This window comes from Undibacterium sp. Ji42W, assembly GCF_049340405.1.
Classification (GTDB): Bacteria; Pseudomonadota; Gammaproteobacteria; order Burkholderiales; family Burkholderiaceae_D; genus Undibacterium.
The window spans coordinates 24,827-46,506 of sequence record NZ_JBMPOV010000007.1; the positions used below are offsets into that span (position 1 = coordinate 24,827).

19 protein-coding genes and 1 pseudogene are annotated in these 21,680 nt (G+C 52.1%); 6 read left to right on the top strand and 14 right to left on the bottom strand.

Translation table 11 applies throughout. The features are described from left to right. Positions 1–17 precede the first annotated feature (17 nt). Positions 18–1,103: an alginate lyase family protein gene (locus tag ACO0LG_RS16030; RefSeq protein WP_423028071.1), complete on the bottom strand. Its 1,086-nt coding sequence runs from the start codon at positions 1,101–1,103 to the stop codon at positions 18–20. Positions 1,104–1,650: 547 nt separating this feature from the next. On the opposite strand from ACO0LG_RS16030, the gene ACO0LG_RS16035 reads away from it, so the two are divergent. Then, on the top strand, positions 1,651–3,387 hold the full coding sequence (locus ACO0LG_RS16035; protein WP_423028073.1) for a PHB depolymerase family esterase: 1,737 nt from the start codon (positions 1,651–1,653) through the stop codon (positions 3,385–3,387). A gap of 84 nt (positions 3,388–3,471) precedes the next feature. Here the strand turns inward: ACO0LG_RS16035 and ACO0LG_RS16040 are convergent, their stop codons facing one another. Then, positions 3,472–4,509 (bottom strand): MBL fold metallo-hydrolase, encoded by a 1,038-nt coding sequence (locus tag ACO0LG_RS16040; protein ID WP_423028075.1) that lies wholly within the window; start codon positions 4,507–4,509, stop codon positions 3,472–3,474. A 156-nt stretch (positions 4,510–4,665) separates the two neighbouring features. Between ACO0LG_RS16040 and ACO0LG_RS16045 the strand changes: the two genes are divergently transcribed. The 3 genes from ACO0LG_RS16045 to ACO0LG_RS16055 all read left to right on the top strand — a co-directional run bounded on the left by ACO0LG_RS16045 (position 4,666) and on the right by ACO0LG_RS16055 (position 7,165). Continuing rightward, positions 4,666–5,565: a LysR substrate-binding domain-containing protein gene (locus tag ACO0LG_RS16045; protein ID WP_423028077.1), complete on the top strand. Its 900-nt coding sequence runs from the start codon at positions 4,666–4,668 to the stop codon at positions 5,563–5,565. A 439-nt stretch (positions 5,566–6,004) separates the two neighbouring features. Beyond that, the gene (locus ACO0LG_RS16050; protein WP_423028079.1) at positions 6,005–6,559 is read left to right on the top strand and encodes an exonuclease domain-containing protein; all 555 of its coding nucleotides are present in this window, start codon (positions 6,005–6,007) and stop codon (positions 6,557–6,559) included. A gap of 351 nt (positions 6,560–6,910) precedes the next feature. Beyond that, positions 6,911–7,165, top strand: coding sequence for a hypothetical protein (locus tag ACO0LG_RS16055; protein WP_423028081.1), 255 nt, complete (start codon positions 6,911–6,913; stop codon positions 7,163–7,165). Between the two features lie 158 nt (positions 7,166–7,323). Here the strand turns inward: ACO0LG_RS16055 and ACO0LG_RS16060 are convergent. The 8 genes and pseudogenes from ACO0LG_RS16060 to ACO0LG_RS16095 all read right to left on the bottom strand — a co-directional run. Further along, positions 7,324–7,662, bottom strand: a pseudogene (locus tag ACO0LG_RS16060) (helix-turn-helix domain-containing protein); the annotation flags it as partial. A gap of 138 nt (positions 7,663–7,800) precedes the next feature. Next, entirely contained in the window at positions 7,801–8,151 is a 351-nt protein-coding gene (locus ACO0LG_RS16065) for a hypothetical protein (protein ID WP_423028083.1), read from the bottom strand. 106 nt (positions 8,152–8,257) lie between these two features. Continuing rightward, positions 8,258–8,668, bottom strand: a complete 411-nt coding sequence (locus tag ACO0LG_RS16070) for a hypothetical protein (protein ID WP_423028085.1) — start codon at positions 8,666–8,668, stop codon at positions 8,258–8,260. 126 nt (positions 8,669–8,794) lie between these two features. After that, complete coding sequence (locus tag ACO0LG_RS16075; RefSeq protein WP_423028087.1) at positions 8,795–9,205, bottom strand: hypothetical protein; 411 nt, start codon at positions 9,203–9,205, stop codon at positions 8,795–8,797. Between the two features lie 164 nt (positions 9,206–9,369). After that, a complete protein-coding gene (locus tag ACO0LG_RS16080) occupies positions 9,370–9,768 on the bottom strand; it encodes a hypothetical protein (protein ID WP_423028088.1) in 399 nt (132 codons plus the stop codon). Positions 9,769–10,113: 345 nt separating this feature from the next. Continuing rightward, the gene (locus ACO0LG_RS16085; RefSeq protein WP_423028090.1) at positions 10,114–10,821 is read right to left on the bottom strand and encodes a hypothetical protein; all 708 of its coding nucleotides are present in this window, start codon (positions 10,819–10,821) and stop codon (positions 10,114–10,116) included. After that, positions 10,818–11,279 (bottom strand): SMI1/KNR4 family protein, encoded by a 462-nt coding sequence (locus tag ACO0LG_RS16090; RefSeq protein ID WP_423028092.1) that lies wholly within the window; start codon positions 11,277–11,279, stop codon positions 10,818–10,820. The genes ACO0LG_RS16085 and ACO0LG_RS16090 overlap by 4 nt, the downstream gene beginning before the upstream one ends. Positions 11,280–11,306: 27 nt before the next feature. After that, complete coding sequence (locus ACO0LG_RS16095) at positions 11,307–13,016, bottom strand: ABC transporter substrate-binding protein (RefSeq protein ID WP_423028094.1); 1,710 nt, start codon at positions 13,014–13,016, stop codon at positions 11,307–11,309. Positions 13,017–13,125: 109 nt separating this feature from the next. Between ACO0LG_RS16095 and ACO0LG_RS16100 the strand changes: the two genes are divergently transcribed. Further along, entirely contained in the window at positions 13,126–14,316 is a 1,191-nt protein-coding gene (locus tag ACO0LG_RS16100) for an MFS transporter (RefSeq protein WP_423028096.1), read from the top strand. 236 nt (positions 14,317–14,552) lie between these two features. On the opposite strand, the gene ACO0LG_RS16105 is transcribed toward ACO0LG_RS16100, so the two are convergent. Continuing rightward, positions 14,553–14,990 carry an ankyrin repeat domain-containing protein gene (locus tag ACO0LG_RS16105; RefSeq protein WP_423028098.1) on the bottom strand — a complete coding sequence of 146 codons (438 nt, stop codon included), beginning with the start codon at positions 14,988–14,990 and terminating at the stop codon, positions 14,553–14,555. Between the two features lie 641 nt (positions 14,991–15,631). Here ACO0LG_RS16105 and fusA point away from each other — a divergent pair. After that, complete coding sequence (gene fusA / locus ACO0LG_RS16110; RefSeq protein WP_423028100.1) at positions 15,632–17,707, top strand: elongation factor G; 2,076 nt, start codon at positions 15,632–15,634, stop codon at positions 17,705–17,707. Positions 17,708–18,295: 588 nt separating this feature from the next. Here fusA and ACO0LG_RS16115 read toward each other — a convergent pair. From ACO0LG_RS16115 to ACO0LG_RS16125, 3 genes are all read right to left on the bottom strand, one after another. After that, positions 18,296–19,348, bottom strand: a complete 1,053-nt coding sequence (locus tag ACO0LG_RS16115; RefSeq protein ID WP_423028102.1) for a DMT family transporter — start codon at positions 19,346–19,348, stop codon at positions 18,296–18,298. Between the two features lie 200 nt (positions 19,349–19,548). Continuing rightward, a complete protein-coding gene (locus tag ACO0LG_RS16120) occupies positions 19,549–20,490 on the bottom strand; it encodes a Fe-Mn family superoxide dismutase (protein ID WP_423028104.1) in 942 nt (313 codons plus the stop codon). Between the two features lie 10 nt (positions 20,491–20,500). Further along, entirely contained in the window at positions 20,501–21,670 is a 1,170-nt protein-coding gene (locus ACO0LG_RS16125; protein ID WP_423028106.1) for a chromate transporter, read from the bottom strand. Positions 21,671–21,680 lie beyond the last annotated feature (10 nt).

Here is a 21,680-nt window from a genome sequence, read left to right on the forward strand (position 1 = left end):
TGGTTATGCGTTCTGCCTCAACGAGCATACAACAGCACCAGTTCCAGGCTGTTTGAACCCGGCTTGCCCTGCTGGATGACTTCTGCGGCATCGTCATTCATGAAGTGAGTTTGCAGGATCAGGAAATAGGCCGTGTTGCTGATGCCATTGAGCTTGCCCTGGTTGCTGGCATAGTAGGGGAAGCGTTCAGGGTAACGCGTCCATTCCGCAGCGCGCCGGTAAGCCAGAGACAGTTTCTTGCCTGCGTCCGTTTGATATAAATTTTTCCCCAGTTGCATAAAAATTTCTGCCGTGATGGTGGCGGGGTGCAGGGTGTAATGGGTATAGCTGATACCGTTGATGCCTTTGTCGGGGCCGCCGCAATAATTATTGGTGTTGCTGCGGCAAATTTCCAGCGGCATGCTGCCATCATCTGCAACCTGGTTGGATAACAGGGTTTGCCAGCGCTGTTGCGCGCGTTCCAGTTGCTTGTTGTTGCCGGTATAGGCGGCAATGCTGGCGTCCATCAGTACGCCCCAATTGCCGTGATTGTTGGCCTTGTCAGCATGTGACAGTGGCAGCGCCACGTTTTGCAGCATGCTGATGAAGTCACTGTCATCCCAGGGGCTGGCATTGCGCACCCAACTGGCGGCGATCACCAATTGCGGGATATTGAAATTGAGTTCAGCCGCACCTTGGTCTTTTGATGCATGTGTCAGCGTCTTGCCCCAGGCATCAGCGATCTGCTGGGTGTGGCGCGCATAAACGATGTCGTGACTGAGCTGGTAGCAGAGGGCTGCACGATAAGCTACCCCCGCATCCGTGTTCAGGTATTTGCCGCTGGGATCATGGCTGACCCCGTCAGCGGTGTAATGGCGCGCCGGGCTGTAGTCAGCCACTGCATGGCTGGGTTGTGCCAATTCCTTATCGCAACGCTGGCGCAATGCGGCCCAGCGTGCGGGTTCTTGTCGTAAGGCGGCGAAGCGTTCTGCACTGAGCATCATGGGCTGTGCCGGTGTGACACTGGTCTGAGCATGGCAGGGGAGGGCGAACAAGGCCAGAACGAGACTGGGTATGAGGTGACCGGGATTATTTTTCATGACGACGATAAGCGAGCTGGACATGAGGCATGATACCGTGTCCGGGCAAGGCGAGGTGATAAAGAGGAAGTCCTGTGCATGGACAGCTATTGTTGCATCAAGCTGCTCGCCTGCTAATTACTCATCGTCATTCAAAAGTAACATGCGTTTTTTTCTCCAGCCAAATGTGCAGATTTGCACAGCCTGTTTGCCTTGTATTCGCAAAATAATGATTTACCATGATTGCTACCTGTACAGGTCTGCATCTGCCTAGCTCCCGCTTGCCCAGATGGAATACCAAAAACATCAGGAGACAAGAACGTCAACTGCTTTAATTTTTAGCTCATTTTTTGAGCCAGTGCACTTGCGTGCTGAGCTGGCGCGTACGCGTTCAACACCAAAACAAAGCCAGGGGTGCGGACGTATGCCTGTCCTGGTTGCCGGGTCTATGGGTAAACACTTTGCCAGGGTAATCATCGTTGTACAAGTGCAAAGTGATTGATGTGCAAAAAACTTGATCCGCAAGCTGCTTAACATCACGTAAATAAAATCACATAAATAAAATCGCATACATAAAATAACGGAGACATCAATGAACAAGATCAAGATTACCTTGCAGGCCATCATGCTGATGGCCTGCTCGATGCTGGCCAGCCTGACTGCACATGCAGTCACTGCCGGGCCAGGTAGCTGGAGTAGCCAACAGACCTGGGCGGCTGACGGCGTCAATGGCGGCAACCTGACAGGTTATTTCTACTGGCCAGCAGCGCAACCGGTGCTGGCAGGCAAACGCGCCCTGGTGCTGGTGCTGCACGGCTGCACACAGACCGCCTCCGGCGATGTGATAGACAAGACCAGCGACAAGGGGTTTAACTGGAAGGTGGTGGCTGAGCAATATGGTGCCGTTATCCTAGCACCAAATGCGACTGGCAATGTCTACAGCAACCATTGCTGGGACTATGCCAATACCACCCATACCCGCAGCGCGGCAGGGCATGATGCAATTTTGCTGGACCTGGTCAACCGCTTTGTCACTAATCCGCAATATGCGATTGACCCTAACCAGGTGTATGTCACTGGCTTGTCCTCTGGTGGTGGAGAGTCCATGGTGCTGGCTTGCCTGGCACCCGATGTATTTGCCGGTGTTGGCATCAATGCTGGCCCGCCACCAGGCACCACCACCTTGCAGATTGGGGCCGTACCCTCAGGCTATACTGCTGCCACGGCAGCCAGTAAATGCCAGGCCATGGCAGGCAGCAATGCAGCAAAATTTGCTACCCAGATTGCCGGTGCGGTGTGGGGCACCAGCGACTATACAGTGGCGCAAGCTTATGGCCCCATGGATGTAGCCGCCATGCGCCAGGTCTATGGTGGCAGTTTTACCCAAGGCAGCAGCGTGAGCATCGCTACTGGCGGCACCAATATCCCCTATACCGATGTCAACGGCAAAGTACGCACGCATGAGATCACCATCAGCGGCATGGGCCATGCATGGCCTGCGGGCAGTGGCGGCCAGAACAGTCATTATGTTGATAGCACCAAGATCAACTATCCGGTATTTTTGATGGATTTCTGGTTCAGGAATAATCTGCGCGCATCGACCGTGCCTGCACCTGTGATGAGCAGTTGCTCCAGCTCAGGCATCACTGCCACCAGCGCCACGATCAATGGTGCTGCTACAGCCAGTGGCAGCATCAGCAACTACACCGTCAATCTCAGCGGCCCCAGCACTGTCAACGATACCGCAGCAGGCAGCGGCGGCAGCTTTAGCAAAAGCTATAACCTCGCCAGCGGTTATTACACAGGCACAGTCATTGCCACCGACAATCTGGGTCAGGTATCCGCCAGTTGCACTATCCCGCAATTTCTGGTGGGTACTGCGCCAGCGATATCGGCACCAGGTGGTTTGAGCGCAGGCACTCCCACGGCCACCAGCGTAATGTTGAGCTGGAATACAGTCAGCGGCGCAACTGGCTATAACCTGTATAGCAATGGCACAAAAATCACAGCCTCACCACTCACTGCTACCAGTTACACCGTTACTGGCCTCACAGCCAGCACCAGTTATAGCTTTGCTGTTTCGGCTGTGGGCAGCAGTGGCGAAAGCGCATTGTCTGCCGCCATCAGCGTCGCCACCGCGTCAAGCTGGGTTTGCAGCGCAGTCACTGCCAGCAATTATGCCCACGTACAAGCAGGCAGGGCGCACGACAGTGGTGGTTATGCACTGGCCAATGGCTCCAACCAGAACATGGGGCTGGACAACCTGTTCTATACCAAAACACTGGCACAGACAGCTGCGGGCTATTACATCATTGGTCATTGCCCTTGAGCTTGTTCACTGAGATAGGCAATAGCAAGCAGGAGCAGACATGCCGGACGCGCATGTCTGCTCCTGCGCCATCAGCGCCAGTCTTTAATACGTACCCTGAATTTGATAAGGCGCAGTCAGCCATTCATAACCCGCTGGCGAGCTGCTTATATGGCCCAGACCAGGGAAAGATATGTGCGCACTGCCAACCAGATAGCCCTTGCTTGCCGCCAGTTGCAATAAATGCTGGCGCGAATTGACAGCAGCGGCTGCGTCAAAATCATACGCGATGGTGATCGTCGGATCTTTGAACTGGGCTGCACCGGCATGTATCACGTCACCCCACAGCAGCAAGCTCTTGCCCTGGCTGCTGATCAGGTATGCCGTATGCCCCGGCGTATGGCCGTAGGAGGAGATAGTGCTGACACCTGCGAACAACTCTTGTGCGCCGCTGAAAGTTTTCAAACGGCCAGCATCGGCATATGGGTTCACTGTCGCGCGTGACTGGGTAAATGTGAGTTGTTTTGCTGCTGGTGCGGCATTAGCCTGGGCTATGCTCAACCAATAGTTTGCGTCGTTATTATCGACATACACCTCTGCATTGGTGAACAGGCGTTTGCCGCCAGCGGAGAGGCCGCCAGAGTGCTCACCATGGATATGCGTGAGCAAGACCGCATCGACCTGCTCAGGCTGGTAACCGGCAGCGCGCAGATTGCGTATCAGCCTGTTGCTGCTGCCACTGCCATCGCTGGCAGCGCCAAACAACTCGCCCGCGCCCGTGTCAACCAGCAAGAGCTTGCTGCCAGTGTTGATCAGATAGGTATTGATCGACAGTTCAGCAGGCAGCTCTTCATGATGATGGGCGTAGGCTGCGCGCACATCCTCAGGCTTGCTCATGATCTCATCGACATGGCGGCTTGCAGTACCGTCTGACAACACTGTGACTTCAAAGCTGCCCAGCATCATGCGGTAAAAACCTGGAGCCTGGAATTTAGCCATGGGTACTGCTGGTTTCGCCGTTGTTTCGGCTTGTGCCTGGGTTTGCATCATCGACCACATGGCCAGCGCGCTGGCAAAGCTGCCCAGCATGATGGTGATAGCCTTAGTGATGAGGCGGAGTTTGGTTGCGGTATTGTTTTTCATGATATTTCTCTTGTCTTGTCTTGTCTTGTAGGGTTGGCGTTGATTTTTGTCGGTTTGTAGTCTGACCAGGGCTTCAGTATAGGCAAGAATTATGTTTAAATAGTATAGTAAAAAATAATTAAACCATGTAGTGCAGCTAATGAATTGGATTAACTGATGCGCGCCAGTGAATTTGCAGAATTCAAGGCCTTTGTGGCCATAGCCGAAAGGCAGAGCTTCGCCAGGGCGGCAGCTTTTCTGGAAGTCACACCGTCGGCACTGAGCCAGGTAATGCGGCAACTGGAGACCCGCGTCGGTGTGCGGCTCTTGCACCGCACTACACGCAGCGTCTCGCTGACCCAGGCTGGCCAGCAATTGCTCGACCATTTGCGGCCCGTGCTGGAAGGGCTGGAGAAAGCGATAGAAGCCATCAATGAATTTCGCGATACGCCTGCGGGCACAGTGCGCCTGACCTCGCCACGGGTCGCGACAGAATTGCTGCTCGCGCCCAGGCTGGCAGAATTCCACAAAACCTATCCGTATATCGTGCTGGACATCTCGGTAGAAGATAAAACCGTGGATTTGGCCAAGGGCCGTTACGATGCAGGCATACGCCAGGGGGAATTATTGGCGCAAGACATGATCGCCATCAGCATAGGCCCCGAGCGCCGCTTTGTTTGTGTCGCTGCAAAAAGCTATATCGCCAAAAACGGCATGCCACATACTCCGCGCGATTTGCAAAAGCATGAATGCATACGCATCAAGCGCCCCACGACCGAAGTGCATATCCCCTGGTCTTTCATGGACAAAGGGCAGGCACTGGAAATTGCCGTAACCGGCCACCTTATTGTCAATGATGCCAACCTCGCCCTGGCCGCCGCCCTGAATGGCGCTGGCATTGCCGCCCTGGCAGAAGACCATGTGCGCCCCTACCTGCAAAGCGGCCGCCTGCAAGAAGTACTACCTGATTTTGCAACCATACGCGCGGGTTTTTATCTGTATTACTCCAGCAAACGCCACATGACGACAGCCTTGCAGGCGCTGATTGCATTCTTGCGGGTGGGAGGTACCAAGTAGTGGAATAGCGCCATAAAAAATACCTGATCAAAGCCGTGATGTAGGGCGCACTGTAATCAGGCCCAGTCTCCGAATGCAGTAAACACGCAACATCCATGGCGAATAAACTTTCCTTCCTCAAACAAGTGTTGCTACAATTCGGCCATCGTAGCAATACCGCACATACACTTTATGTGATCAACACCCTCTCCAGGGAAAATTTGCCAGGTCAAAACAAGAAGCACAACAAGACCAGGTACAACATGGAATGTTCAGCGCGATGCCATTACTCAAACCTTGTGCAGGCCTTGCAGACCGGCTCTGTAGCGCATCACAAAAATACGATATAAAAATCTGAAACTCAGTTCAGCTTGTTTCCAACTAATTTCAGCTTGCTCATCATAGCGTGTAGCCGTATGGCGTGTGCCAGCGACACTGCACGCCTTAAAATAAAAAAAACATGAAAACCAATTATTACCTCGTTATCGACTTTGAAGCCACCTGCTGCGACCAGGGCAGTGTGCCCCGTGAACAAATGGAAATCATAGAATTCGGTGCAGTCATGGTCGACGCAACAAATTTTCAGATGCTCAGCCAGTTCCAGCGTTTTGTCCGGCCTGTCAGGCACCCCGTGCTGACGGGCTTTTGTACAGAGCTCACATCGATACAGCAACACGATGTGGATGGCGCGCCTTTGTTCAAGGATGTGGCCGCTCAATTCAAGAAATGGCTGCATCAATACCAGGGCTTTGTATTTTGCTCCTGGGGCGATTATGACCGCAAACAATTGCAGCAGGATTGCGCCTTTCATCGCGTTTCTCATCCTGTCGGTGCGCCGCACATCAACCTCAAGTCCTTGATGTCTGAACGCCTGAACCTGCGTAAAAAGCTGGGCCTGGGCCAGGCTCTGCGCCAGGCAGGCATGCAGTTTGAGGGTACTGCCCACCGTGGCATAGACGATGCGCGCAATATCGCGCGGCTGTTGCCTTTGCTGTTTGATGCCGGAGATCATTAAGCTGGCGTGACGATAAGAAGTGCAATTACCGTTCTGTAGAAGTGATTCAGAAAATTTCCTGCTTCTATACGCCACACATATCAGAAATTAACAAAAAACTATCCACTACCGTAAAATACCCGGCCTTGCATCCTGTAGCCACCATTTGACATAAATCTCATGTTCACGCGTTTCTTTTTAAATTTGTTCATACTCATTCTCCTGGCATTGAGTAGCTATGAGACCGTGACCGGCTTTTTCGAAAACCGTCACTTCAGCAAGTATGGAAAGGTCGCCGAGACTGAACAAATACGAAAGTATGCGCAGAGCGTTCACACACGAAAATCGCGCGGACATAGTCCTGATGTGACCATGACGAACGAAGCCATGATCAATTTCACGACGGTAGGCAATCAAAGAATCAGCGTCAATAAAAAACTACCAAAAGACATTCTGGAAAAATACCAAAAGCATGATCAGGTCGGTATAGAATATCTGAGTACTGTACCTGAAACAACACGCTGGGTAGGAGAGAAGCGCGACGTACGCGGCTCCTTTTATTTCTGGCTGGTGATGGTAGCGATTACCTATTTTTCCATGATAATGGGGAGCAGGAAAAGGAATTGATATTTTTGTGCTGCGATTGTTAGTTTGCGCTGGATTATGACCCGGCGTTTGCATCAAATTCTGACCCACTCGTTTTAATGTCTTTTAAGGGTTAGGTTGAGGCTAGTTTAGTCTTTTTTTCCTTTACGTGTTCGTTTGCTGGCTGAATTGACCCGGTCAGTTTGATCCACCTTCCACTTCCTGGCGAAGGCTGCCACCCGGTCATACGACCCTTCAAATCCCAATTCTTTCAGATCGAGATGAAGCTGTTTTAAGCTGCGTCGTTGCTTCCGATTTTTACCTGCTTCGGTTTTAAGCCAGCTTGAGAGCTGCAATGCGTATTTGTCGATAGCACTGGTTGTTTGTCGTTCCGCATAGGCTGGCTCTGTGACTTCAGAGCGCAGATAGCGTCGGACTGTGTTGCGAGAGATGCCAAGTCGTCTGGCGATCTCCCGTAATGGGATTTGGTCACGAATGTGCCAGCGTCGAATAATACCTAGTAATGCCACGTCAATCACTCCTGCTCCCTACTCATCAAGATAAGTAGGATTGTGTGCTAAACGTGGGTCAATTTTAGATGCAATTTATCCAGCAAAGTGGGTCAATTTTCAGTGCAAATCAACACCTCCATGACTGTTGGAATATTGATCATGTAGTCAGAGATCGGGAGACAACGTGTCTGCTTTAAAAAAATGAAGAAATGTTTTGATCATCAGGAAAACGACAATCCAGATACCAACGCTGCAAAAGTATCCAAAGTAATATCCAGTGTTATTGTAACGCCCAAAGAAATGGTCACCTGCCAAGAAAAATATAATCAGAACAAGGAAATTCAGTGCACCAATGACGGGAGAAAGTATTACTAAAAATATTCCCCGTACCAATGCTCCCTTTTTTAGATAATGCACACTGCCAGGTATCAGCACGCTTAAGACAGGCGCAAAAAATACCAAAAGCTGTAAAATTGTATTGCTAGCATTGTCAAACGAAATGATGCCTGCTTTCATCAGTAAATACACAGCTAGGGCTCATAAAAAAAGGCTTAAGCTTGACAGAGAAAATTTTAAGTTGTCAGTCAAAATACTGTCTTTTTCAAGTTAGTCATGAATCAGCTTATTGCCCGGCTTTGTCTGCACGATGGACAGCAACCCCTAACAAATTATTCTCACGCTGCCATCCATGAGGCGCGCTAAAACGGATAATACATACAGCACCATAGGCCAACAGAAACCCAAAGACCAGCATGTGCGTCACCACAAGAAAGACGCCATAGACTAGGGCAGCAAGGGCCAAGGCCTGCATGAATCTGTATGTATTCTCGTTTTTCAGCCACAGCAAGACCAGCAGAAGTAATGAAACTGAGATAGACGCAACAGCAAAACCAGGGTGAATGTGGAGGGTCATCAGCTCGCGTTCATTTAAATATGGCCAATGCACATCCACGAGCTGCCCGGTGATAAGCACCAGGGTAGTTAAAATGTGAACAGACAGGAAAGTCAATGCATTGCTGTGGTTGTTTTTCATAGGGAGATTTATTCTGAATATTTCGTGCTCGAATTGTAGCCAACTATTTTAGAGTGGCTCTCAACCGTTGCAGATTACTATACACTTGAATCCGGATGTTCAGAAAAGTGACGAAATAAGGCTGACTTATTTCCCATCTTCATCAGCACGATGGATGGGTTTGGCAAAAATACTGAAAACACCCTGAAACGCTAACGGCGCACTGTATTGGATTACTTGGCCTGCAACGAGCATCAGCGACAAATCTATACCAATCATAAAATGGTAGCTGATGTATGAACCGTAGATACTGGCTGCCAGCGCAATGCCAAATATAGGCTTGTATGTTTTTTCATTCTTGAGCAAGAGTAAACATAGTAAACTGGCTGAAAATAACAAATGGACCTGCACCAGTTCAGGGTGTAGCAACATGCGCCCAAATGCAGTTTTTTCAGAGAAGGACCAATGCACACCTATCAGCTGTCCGTTTGTCAGGAGCAGGACCTCTGCTGTATAAAATAATAGAAAAAAAACAGTGACTTTGTAATTGTTTTTCATGAAGAAAAATTATCCTGAAAGATAGTCATACCTATGAATTCCTGCGTGATTTTTATTTTTTTTTACTGGCATGTAGGATGTGACGCACGATCTCCGGTAAACGTTTAAAGCCAAAGGCGCATTTTATTTCAAACGCGAGAGCATATTATTTTTTGATCGAAAAATCATGCGCCGCTTTTAAAATAAGGTTCAAGGCGCACAAATGGCTCAAGATAAAGTCTGAAACCTGTTTCTTTCCTTGAGCTGCCTCTTGAATATTCACCGATCTTCAACTGCCCCAAAAATTCCATATACCTGCCGCGCTTGTCATCGACTGCACAGATGTTCTTGCAGCCTATGAGTTCAAGATACAATAAGGGTGTATCCTGGCCTGTGACAAAAACGCTGACGGTCACATCGCCATCCAGCGTCGAATCAATAAGCTGTATCGTCGCCACCGGTGTCGTGAAGGTGTAAGTGATGGTACGAAATTCATCTTCTTCAACTGCTGAAGCGAGGTCGAGAATATCAAGATAAGCCAGGCGCTGTTTACCTGCGGCAATGATGTCGGTGTTATTTGTCATGGAGGGTGCGGCCTGTACAAATCAGGAAAGATGTACATAGCTTAACATGGCATTTAAAAATTGCACGTTCGATACCAGATCACAATCATCAGGATTTCATTGCATGTTGACGCGCTTTACTTATGCAGTTGTGCTTGCCACGGGTTTGGTCAATACCCGCGCGGTAGGCAATCACCGCGTTTAAGGAGGCCCGTGAGTTTGCAAGGCATGGGTCATTGATATAAGTGCCTGTGATCACGCTGGTCGGGTGCGCCGTGCGCACCGCGTTTGATATGACGAGAAGATAAATTCCCCCGAAAAAACGGTGCGCACGGCGCACCCTACTGGTTGCAGAGGAGTTTCGACTTAATCACATTCTCGCAAGGCAGCCTCTACACATTTCAAGCGGTGGAGATCAAGTTCATAAATGTGCAGGGCTTCTTTGCCCGGTTTTCTCTTTTTGAAACTAGCTTCATGTTCAACGACGGTTAATTGCATTTTTCTTTTTGCATACGCCAGCTTGATCTTTGCTTTTTCTGGTTCTCCTGCCAGTAACAAGAGATAGGCATGGTTGGCTGCAGAAAGTTCATTATTGTTGCCTTTGCCGTAAAATTTCGCGACATCTTTGAGCGTGTTGAAGTTTGAGAACCAGCTTTCTGCGATGTGCAGGTGTTGCGCTACAAGTTGCAGGCTTGCCTTTAGCTCATCCGCATTTTCTGCCGGGTATACCTCTGAATGGTAGCTTGCCAGATTGATCCCTAATCTTCGGCCTACGATGAAACCAAAGCTCTTTTCAGCTGGGTCAGTTTGCCAATAAGTATGCATACCGGGGACACTCAGGCCAATTTCGACCCAGAAATTGCCACTACCATATCCAGATTGTTGCAAGTAAAAACCTTCTTCCCAAGACTCACGCTTACGCAAGAAGTATGCACCTGTCGTTTGCTGAAAATCCAGATTGGTGATCAAGGGTTTTAAATGCTTGGGTGCAGTTTTTGAAAATGCACCGTAGTCTCGCTTAACAGCCATATATCGTACTTTCAAAATTTGGTGATCCTGATCAATAGCGATCATTTCGTTTTTTCATCATGCTTAATTTGATCAGAAACAAATTCACAAAAATTGCCATACCTTCTGCTTTTTTGCCTTGGTGTCATGGAGGGTGACCAGAGTACCACAGGATATGAACCAATTTTTTCACTGATGTCTAAGCACCAGAACGAATCAGTCATGAAATTATCAGTAATAAAAATTAAATGCTCGGGAGCGGGTGGACCTTGCTCCAGCCAATGTTCATTCATACGTATAAAGCGATTTTTTTCCAGGATGTGTGCATCCGATGCGTAGTCTTCTCCCAGGCTGAGAAAAAAGCTGGCATAGCTTGCAGACAAACGTGCGAATGCAATCAATTCAGGTGGGATGCGAAAATCCAGACATGATTCTATATGCGTAATGCTGTTACTGGTGGGGACTGGATGACGTTCCCATTGTGGCACAAGAGCTGTGTCAAATTGCTGGATAAGTTCGTTCATGTGATGACGGATATTGTAGGCTATCGGTTATTTTTTTAGAACTCGGGGCCGCAGCCACAGCTTGCGAAAATCCATCCAGCCGCAGCGAGCGAGGGTCACGCCGCCGAGTTGCGGGCCATAGTCTATGCCGTGGCGGGTGTGGCGCATGGGTAGTATCCAGGCTTGTTCTACCATGCGGGCGAAGCAGGCTTCGATGAGGTCGGCACGTTTTTCCGCGCTTGCTTCAGCGGCGATTTTTGTACTGGCTTTTGCGAGCCAGTTTCGTTCTGCTACATCCGTCATCTGCTTGACCAGTGATTCTCCAGCCAGCCAGCTATAGAGACCAAATTCCATGTCGTTATCGAGCACGTCACCGGCGATGACGACATCAGCCCAGTCCCGCCAATGGTAAGGGCCAAATTCAGGGAAGGGCAGGATGTGGATGCTGACATCTGCACCGGCCTCGCGCAACCTGGCTGCGATGCAATGGGTCAGGGCGATATGGCTATCGAGTTCATAGGTCACCACGTCAAGGTGGGATGGTAATGCAGGTACTGTCGCCACTGTCTCTCGCGCTGGCAGATGGTGCCATTGTGGTAGCATGCCAAAGGCCATGGGGCGGGTTTCTTTCGCGGCCAGTTCAGCGGCAGCGGGACGCAGCCACGCGCCAATGGCAAGACGCGCTGCGGGAGTCGCAAATTCTGCCCGTGCCGGGTTCAGCATGACCAGGTCACAGCCTTGTTCCAGTGCGCGTATCTGCGACCAGCTATCATCAGCGGCGGGTACTTGATCAGGTGAAGCGTGCGCCAGATGCAGATCGACTTTAGGCAAGGGGCTGCCATGTGGCACGACCCACAGATCGATTTCATCCAGCAAGGCGCGTTCACGGAAGTAGCCATCAAATGCCGCCAGTGTGGCCCGGTGTTCATTATTGCGTATCAGGCGAAAAGGTCCTGCACCCATGGGCAGGCTGGCAAAATCTGTTCGTTTGTCATCATCCACTGGCATGATCACCGCGGCATGGTGAGCCAGCAAATTCAGCAGCAAATGGTCGGGCTTGTTGAGTTGCAGCTTCACGCTGCGCTCAGCCCCGCTGATGCCAGCCAGATGCGCAAACATGGCGCAGTAAGGGCCGACGGTATCACGGGCGCGTTGCAAGGAATAGGCCACATCCTCGGCGCGTACAGGACGGCCATCGTGGAATTGCAGGCCAGGCCGCAAGACAAATTCCCAGCTACGGCCATCGGCACTGGCATCCCATCGATGTGCCAGTGCCGGGATGATCTGTTCGCTTGCGCGGTCGTATTCGGTCAGGCCAGCGCAGATTTGCATGATGATGTGTTGCTCGGTGCGGCGGTTGATGTGAATGGCATCCAGTGCATGCAGCGGGCGGTAGAAGGGCATGCGCAAGCTACCGGCGCGGCCACCACCAAGATAACCAGGCAGCGATTGCTTGAGACGCTCACGTCCCGCACTGGGCAAGCCATCAAAGGCGGCTTCGAGTTTGCCGTCAGCCAGCAAGTGATGCAGTCGTTGCAGACGCAGGCTTTCATGGTCTTGCAACAGGTGCAGGCGTGAGCGATGGCCGCGCCCATTGCCTGGCTGCCAGTCTATCCAGCCTTGCTCCTGCATGCGTTTGAGCAGCAAACGGGCATTGCGTTCGCTACAGCACAAGGCGGCGGCAATCTGGGCCAAGTCGGGCGCTTGGGCGCTGGGATACCATTCGGCCAGGCGCTGGAAGTGATCAAGCAGGCGCATCTTTGTCCGGCAATAAAGGGGGAAGGAAATATCAGATTCTATCCGTTTTTGTGTTTCCGCCTTTGATATACGCTAGTGGGCATCGCTCAACTCTGCTTTTACATTCTTCATGTCCACTCCCTCGCTTTGGCAACACACCAACTTTCGCCGCTTATACGCATCGACCATCAGTTTTTCATTGGGGACCCAAATCTACCAGCTCGCCATGCCACTGATACTTTACCAATTGACGCAATCAGCCGGGGTCATGACGGGCATGCGTGCGGTTGAGCTGCTGCCCAATTTGCTGCTGGCGATGTTCATTGGTGTCTGGGTAGATCGCATAGACCGTGGCCGCTGGGCACGCTTTGCCATTGTCGGCATCGTCGTATTGACTGGTATGCAGGCGCTGCTGCTGGAGAACGGTGCGCGCGCACTGTCATTTTTCTTTATCACTGCCTTCCTGCTGATGACTCTGCATTATCTGTATGCCATCTGTCGCATGGGCATGTTGAAAGAAATGCTGCCAGAACAATTGCTGCTGCCTGCCACCGGACAATTGACGGTGCTCAATCAGGTGTTCAGCATCCTCGGTCCGGCGCTGGCTGGTGCCGTGATTTCCATACGCATGGACCTGGGCCTGTGGCTGCCCATGCTGGCCATGCTGCTGGCCGCCTGGTTGCTCAGGGACTTGCAACTGCCGGTGCGCAAACCGGATGCAGATGGCTTCTGGAATGAATGGCGCGATGGCTGGCGCGTGCTGGTCGCCAACAAGCCGCTGTGGCACCTGGCCTGGCTGGTGGTCATCATCAATGGCAGCGCAGGCGTGGTGGATGTACTCTTTTTATTCCGCGCCCGTGACCAGTTGCAACTGGGCGCAGCCGAAGTCGGCCTCATGTATGGCGTGGCAGGCATAGGCGGTGTTATCGGCGGCGTGGTTGCCAGCCGCCTGCGCCAGCGCTTTGGCCTGGGCCGCCTGCTGGCAGTGGAGCTGGGTGTAGAGGCGTGCTCCATGCTCTTGCTGGCCTGGGGCAACAGCATACCGTTGCTACTGCTGGCGTTAGCCATCAACAGTTTTTGCACCGTCATCGGCAATGTCTGCATCTGGGGCTACCGCCAGGAGAGTACAGACAGCCGTTACATAGGCAGGATATCCGGCCTTACTGGTTCGCTATTCAAACTGTTGATGCCGGTGAGCCTGGTGTTGTCTGGTGCGTTGGTGGGGGATTTGCCACTGGCGTGGATATTGAGTGCCTGTGCGGTGACGCATTTTTTACTGGTGGTAGGGACGCGGGTGTCGGCGGTGTATGGGGTGGAGTAAGGGGTGGAGTAGAGGGTGTCGGAGTGGTGTAGGGTGCGTTGAAACGCACCGTTTCTAAATTTTTGAATACACTTAAGAGCATCAAAAGCGGTGCGTTATAACGCCACTCGCTGAGGTTTTTACAGAAACAGAAAACACGAAAGTTGCACGACGTGAGTACTTAACGTTCCTTATTTTGATTCGGTGCGTAGGATGCGTTATAAGGCACCGTCTTTTGACTGAAGAAGTGACCAGATTCAGAATGCTGGTTTTTCGGCCAAGGGCCAATCGAGCTTATACCCATACCTGTTGAACGCGCGCCGGAGTTTTATCAAGGTTTTTCTTGGCATGTTGGAGCCAAGATTTATCTGTACTCTGCAGGATGTCATATCTGGAACTATGCCAATTCCCAATAACAGGTAGACCATATCCACATATCCCAGACTGCATGCCTCGGTTAATGCATAACTGGATACCATGCCACCGCAAGAGCTGAGTAGCTCAACAATTTCGATGTCGTTTTCCACGACAAACCAGTGCATGACCGTTTCGCCTGAATAGTTCTTGCAGTTTAATAATTCTGGCTCGCAGTTGATCATCTGCCGTACCGAATGCGGGGTGTAATAGACCGCTTCCATGAGGCGGTCGTAGCCATAATCTTTTCCCGGATGTCCTGCAATGTAGTTTGAGATCATTATTGGACTTATACTTGGTACCTGCATCTTTGGCAGTAAAGAGGGTGAGATCGTTGAATTCGAGGTTCAGAATCTCTAGCGCATCTTGTTGATTGATAATTTATATCAGATCGATTAAATTTTATTATAGGTGTGCCAATCAAGCTGTCAATGTTGGGGATTTCCCTATGAAGATGGCATTTCTGTACTTGCTTTGTCTGTGACATTTCCAGTATAGACCCATTTGACAACTGATAAAAACAGGATTATTCTACAAAAATGAAAACACTGAGCATACTCTTTTTTACCTCCGCCCTCCCGGCATGTCAGACGACATCCCGGGGCCGCTGATGTGTGCCCGTTGAAACTCTGATCAGATAGAATCAGAAAAAAAACAAAGGCCCACAAGGGCCTTTTTTGTTTTCCAGCACTTTGTTTCCGGTACTCTGTTTTTGCCCTTGATAACCAAAAACTCGGCACCACTTTAGTCAACACTTTGCAGTGTACCTTGAATCAATCACTCTCTCAATGAGGAGCCATATAACATGAAGTCAGCAGATGTAGAACGCGCGCGGGTCCACTGAAATAAGGGTGGTCGCATGGCCCCGCGGCGCTGTCACCAGGACAACCCCACGACCGCTCGCTATGTAGAAAGACCCATCATGACGAACAATGTCCCCCGTGCCGCTTCCAACAAGGCATCTGCTCACTCTGCGCGTAACAACTGGCGCAACTTTGGCATCATCGCGCACATCGACGCTGGCAAGACCACGCTGTCTGAACGCATCCTGTTTAAAACCGGCGAAATCCACCGCACAGGCGAAGTCCATGAAGGCAATGCAGCCATGGACCATATGGATCTGGAAAAAGAACGTGGCATCACCATCGGTGCAGCGGCGACCCGCTGCGTCTGGAACGGCCATGAATTCACGCTGATTGATACACCTGGCCATATTGACTTTGCGATAGAAGTTGAACGCTCTCTGCGCGTGCTTGATGGTGCCATCACTGTCTTGTCCGGCGTGGCTGGCGTGCAGCCGCAGACTGAGACTGTCTGGCACCAGGCTGAGAAACATGGCGTGCCCATGATCATCTTTGTCAACAAGATGGACCAGACCGGTGCAGACTTTGCCCGCGTGACAGAACAAGTGCGCAAGCACCTGGGCGCGCGCCCTGTGCCGCTGGCGATACCTGTTGGTGCTGGTGATGAGTTTGGTGGCGTCATCGATGTCTTGCAACAGCGTCTGCTGCAATGGGATGCCAAGGGCAATATGACGGTGATGGCTCTGCCCGCAGAACTGGAGGCGCAAGCACAGATAGCGTATGCCTATGCAGCCTCGGTCGCGGCAGAAGCGAATGACGCATTGACGGATGCCTATCTGGCGAAAGACACGCTGACCCATGCAGAAATTTTGCAAGGTTTGCGTACCCTGACGCTGGCCAGAAAAGCCACGCCCATGCTGGCCGGTTCTGCGTATAAAAACGCAGGCATAGAACCGCTGCTCGATGCGGTGATAACCTGGCTGCCTGCGCCTGACGACCGTGCTGCTCCCGTTGCGACATTGAACGGTGACAGCGTGACTGTGGCAACTGGTGATGCTGATCCTCTGGCGGCGCTAGTGTTCAAGGTCACGCATGATGAACATGGTTCGCTGGCGTTTGTACGTATTTATGGTGGCAGTTTGCATGAAGGTGAAACCATCTGGAACGCCAGCCTGGATAGTTCTGTGCGCATAGGCCGTCTGTATGTCGTGCATGCGGATGAACGTACCAGTACCACGCAGTCTGGCGCGGGCAGTATCATCGCCATCGCCAACCTGAAAGATGCGCTGACCGGGCAAACTTTGTCCAGCAAGGCGCAACCGTGGACGCTAGAAACCATCCATGCAGGTGAACCTGTGGTGGCGCTGGCAGTTGAGCTAGGCAGTGGCACTGACCGTGCAAAGATGCTGGCAGCGCTGGACAAGTTCCGTCGTGAAGATCCGTCTTTGCGTCTGGAAAACAATGTCGAGACTGGCGAAACCATTTTGTGGGGTATGGGTGAGTTGCATCTGGATGTGGTGCTGGAACGTGCCCGCCGTGAAGCTGCGGTGGACATACGTGTCGGCGCGCCGCATGTGGCTTACAAAGAAACAATGGGCTTGCCTATGGTCGAAGCAGAAGGCAAGCTGGACAAGCAAAACGGCGGCAAAGGCATGTATGCCCGCGCGGTCGTGCGGCTTGAGTTGCTGGATGAGGGCGATTTTGCCTTTGCCAATGTCGTCAAGGGCGGCGTGATACCAACAGCGTTTTTCCCGGCTGTTGAAAAAGGCGTACAGCAGGCCATGCAACAAGGCCCGCTGGGGCAAAAAGTGACAGGCGTTAAAGTCACTTTGCTTGATGGTGATTTTCATGCCGTTGACAGTAACGAAATGGCTTTCATCATTGCTGCCAAGGAAGCGGTGCTGACAGGCTTGCGCAAGGCCAACCCGGTTTTGCTTGAACCCGTCATGAAAGTCACCGTTGATGCCCCCGCCATTAACACCGGCGATGTCATCGGTGACTTGCAAAAACGCAACGGCCGTGTCTTGGGCATCACAGAAAACACAGGCCGTGTTGAAGTGGTGGCCGATGTGCCCCTGACCAGACTGTTCGGTCACACGAATGACCTGCGTTCTTTGTCACAGGGCAGGGCGTTTGCCAGTGCGGTGTATGCACGCCATGCCGCATGTGATGTGAATGAGGCGTCGTTTGTGTGAGTGGTATTGAATGTGGGTGATGGGTGAACCGAAATCTGGTTTGCCTGTTATCTGCAAGTTAGTATGAGAAAAGCCAGGGCGGGTGCTCTGGCTTTTCTCTTTGGTGCTGACCCATACATTGTTGATTCTTGTATTGTGTTCGACGTTAATTTAGACGACGATGTTGGTTCAACATCAGGATGCACATTCGTGCACAGACGTGAATCTACTCGGCTGGTGTTTCAGATACGCTCGTAGCGTGCCTTGGCTGTCGCTGCGTATATGATATTCGTGAACAACGAAAGCCCCTGGGCTCCAGCTTGCGCTGGAGCGACCTTAATATGGCGTGGGATGATAAAGCGAGTTACCAGCCAGGTGGAAATGTTGGTATGCCAGACAGGCAGGTAATCCTGACAACCTTCAATTCGTCATCTTGCGCAGACAGGAATCCATCGTATTAACACTCTTTGCTTTGATATGCTTTATCGGCTGTGATGAATATTTAGATTTGCTAACCCCCGCCCTTGATCGCCGCCGGGCTCACGTTTGTGCAGGCGGGCTATGGCATTATTGATACCCTGGCTTGAACGAGGAATTTCCTGAACATTCTCAATGCCCATGCCGGTGATGAATATCCGGATAATGTGCGTGCGCATGTACCAGAGGCAGGTGGCGGTGTGCATGCGCGTGGGGTTCTTTGCCGTCCCATGCAAATTCGTGGTCATGCTGGTGATGTTCGTCATGCACATGCGCGTGGGCGTGTTCCATGGTTTCGTGCTCATGTGCATGTTCATGGTGTTCCGTCAGGTGCAGCCAAATGCCTGCGCCCATCAGGGCGGCGGCCAGCCAGAATGGGGGGCTGGGTGTGTCGCCTGGCAATAGCAGAGAAATTGCTGCACCGACAAACGGGGCTGCCGAGAAGTAGGCACCTGTGCGGGCTGTACCCAGATGTCTGAGCGCCAGCACGAACATGACCAGGCTCAGGCCATAGCCACAAAACCCGACGATGCCTGTCGCCAGTATTGTCTGGCCTTCAGGAAAAGTATCTCCCATGGCCAGCGCTATCGTCACATTGACCGTGCCTGCGACCAGGCCTTTGATTCCGGCGATTTGCACGGCATCGCTGGCAGCTACTTTGCGGGTCAGGTTATTGTCTATCGCCCAGCAAAGGCAGGCTGCGGCTATGGCTATAGCGCCCCAGGGTACACCCAGGGCAGGTGCCTGCTCCCACGATAGCAAGATGCCCGCCGCGACGATGAGCAGCATGCCAATGAAGATGCGGCGGTCAAAGTTTTCTTTGAAAACAAACCAGGCTAGCAGCGCAGTCAATACACCTTCCAGATTGAGCAATAGTGATGCGGAGGAGGCCGGAGTCAGGCTCAGTCCCAGCATCAGCAAGACAGGGCCAGCAATGCCACCTGCAACGACTGCGCCACTCAGCCATGGCAAGTCTTGCCGCTTGAGGGGTGTGCTCTCGCGGCCGTTCTTGCGGGGCAGAATGGCGCGCAAGATATACCAGAGCAAGAGACCCAGGCCACTACCGAGGTACAGCATGCCCGCTACGCCGATGGGGCTGGAATGTACCAGCAGCAGTTTGGCAAACGGGGTGCTGGCACCAAACAGGGCTGCGGCCATCAGTGCATAAAAGACGCCTTTGTGCATATACTTTGCTCTGGTTTCATTAGTTTGATTGTTGCTAGCCTATTATGGCATGGCAGGCAGCCTGTGCGCGTTTGACCCGGGCAGGCATGCATGCCATGCATGCTCAGGCTCAGACTCAGATGCAAGTAAGCTTAAACACCATGCTTTGCAAACAATGCCTTTGCCAGCGACAATACGTCAGGTTGGCAGCTTGCTTTTTTTTAAGTTTGCATCGTGCCAATGTCTGCGGGCTTTGCCTGCAGGGGCAAGCCTGCTTCGCGCCAGGATTCTATCCCACCCGCGAGGAAGCGTGCATCAAATCCACGCGCCCGTAATGACAGGGCGGTTGATCTGCCTATGTCCAGTCCATGGACGCAATAAATCAATATGGGGTGTGACTGATTCAGCTCTTTACTCCAGTTGCCTACCTGTGAGGGGTCGCGCCATTGCGCGCCTGGCAGCATATCCTTGCCTTCCGCAAAAAATTGCGCCCTTCGCACATCGATGATTTGTGTTGCGGGTTCTACGTGCATGCTGGCAGCAACTTCAACTGCCCAGATAGCAGCGTCTGCGGCAACAGCCGCACCATAACGGCGATAGATGCTGTCCCAATTCAGATTCTGCATGAATGCATCCACATAAGCTGCCGCTTTGGCACCGAAGTCCATGTGATAGGCATGCTCATACATGTCCAGCGCGAGTATGAGGGTAGCACCAGCCAGTAATTGCGTATGGTCGCTTGCCCAGTGATTGATCAGACGGCCTTCGCGGGCAGACCAGGACAGTAAGGCCCAGCCCGAGGTTCCGCCCATGGCCTTGGCCAGCGCCGTAAATTCTGTCTGCCATTGTGCGACTGACCCAAAGTCACGCTCCAGCGCGCTCGATAAGCCACAGGAAGGTAAGACCCCATCACCACCCAGCACATCAAAATATAGCTCATGCAGGTAGGCGGAATTGGTGGCGATCAGTTCTTCCCGCTTCAGGCCATTGATGGTAAAGGCAGGTGTGGCCGCCCAATCCAGGCTGGTCAGTTGCTGGCGCAAGGCATTCAGTCGTTTGACCGCCCCGGTATAGTTGTTTTCATGGTGGCTGAAAATAAGCTTGCTGCTCAGGCCCTTGAGCAGGTCCAAATCGAGAGTAAGCGAACGTAATATCATTTCCATATTGCCACCTTTAAGTATGGGAGATGAGGGGATAAATCAATAAGCCAAGTACAGCCGCAGCAGCGACAAGTACAGGCTCCTGCAATTTCTTGAATTTCCATAGCAGCGCTATGCTCACCAGGGCAATCAAGGCAGTCGGGATATCGATGATAGAGCGTTTGGCAATCACGATCACAGACCCGGCAATCGCCCCTATGGCTGCCGCCGTGATGCCGTCAACAAAGGCCAGCACACCGGGGACTTTGCCGTATTTTTTGAAGTAAGGTGCAGGTATGACGGTGAACAGATAGCAGGGCAAGAATGTCGCCAGCGCTGCCACGCATGCCCCCGGTAAGCCCGCCACCAGATAACCGATAAATCCCACTGTGATCACGACCGGGCCAGGCGTGATCATGGCCACAGCCACAGCATCGACAAATTGTTTGTCAGTGAGCCAGTGATGTTCTGTTACGACGCCGCCATATAGAAACGGCACGATCGCCAGGCCAGAGCCAAACACGAAAGCACCCGCCTTGGCAAAGAAGATGCCTAACTGCGCCAGCAGTGATACATCCAGGTTGCCAAGCAAGCCCGTCACCAGCGGCAGGGTGGCGCCGACGGAGTTCACCGTGTTTTTGTTCAGGAATTTTGGTGGTGCACGCAGCAACCAGACCAACACACCAGCAGCAATAAACAGCCAGGCGATTTCTGATTCGGTGACGACCGTGACAGCAGCCAGGAGCAGGAAGATAGACCACAGCAGTTTGTCCTTGCCCACGCTTTTTTGTGTCAGCTTTTTGGTGCTCATGACGATGATGCCAATGACTGCGGCACCAACACCGTAGAAGACAGACTGCATCCACGGCAAGCCTCCAAAATGCATATACGCCCATCCCAGTGCCACTACCATGAAAAATGATGGCAACACAAAGGCGATGCCCACCAGCGTCGCCCCTAAGATCCGGTAATGCACGTAGCCCAGATAGATAGCAAGTTGCGCCGCCAGCGGGCCGGGGGCAAGCTGGGCCAGGGCCAGGCCTTCTTTATAATCAGCCTCACTGATCCAGCCGCGCTCGCCGACAAGGTCGCGGTGCATATAGCCTACCAGTGCCACCGGGCCACCAAAACCCAGCGTGCCCAGGCGCAAGAAATAGGCGATAAGTTGCCAGAGTGTGTAGCTGTTGCCGTTTGCCTCGCCCATGTCATGCTCC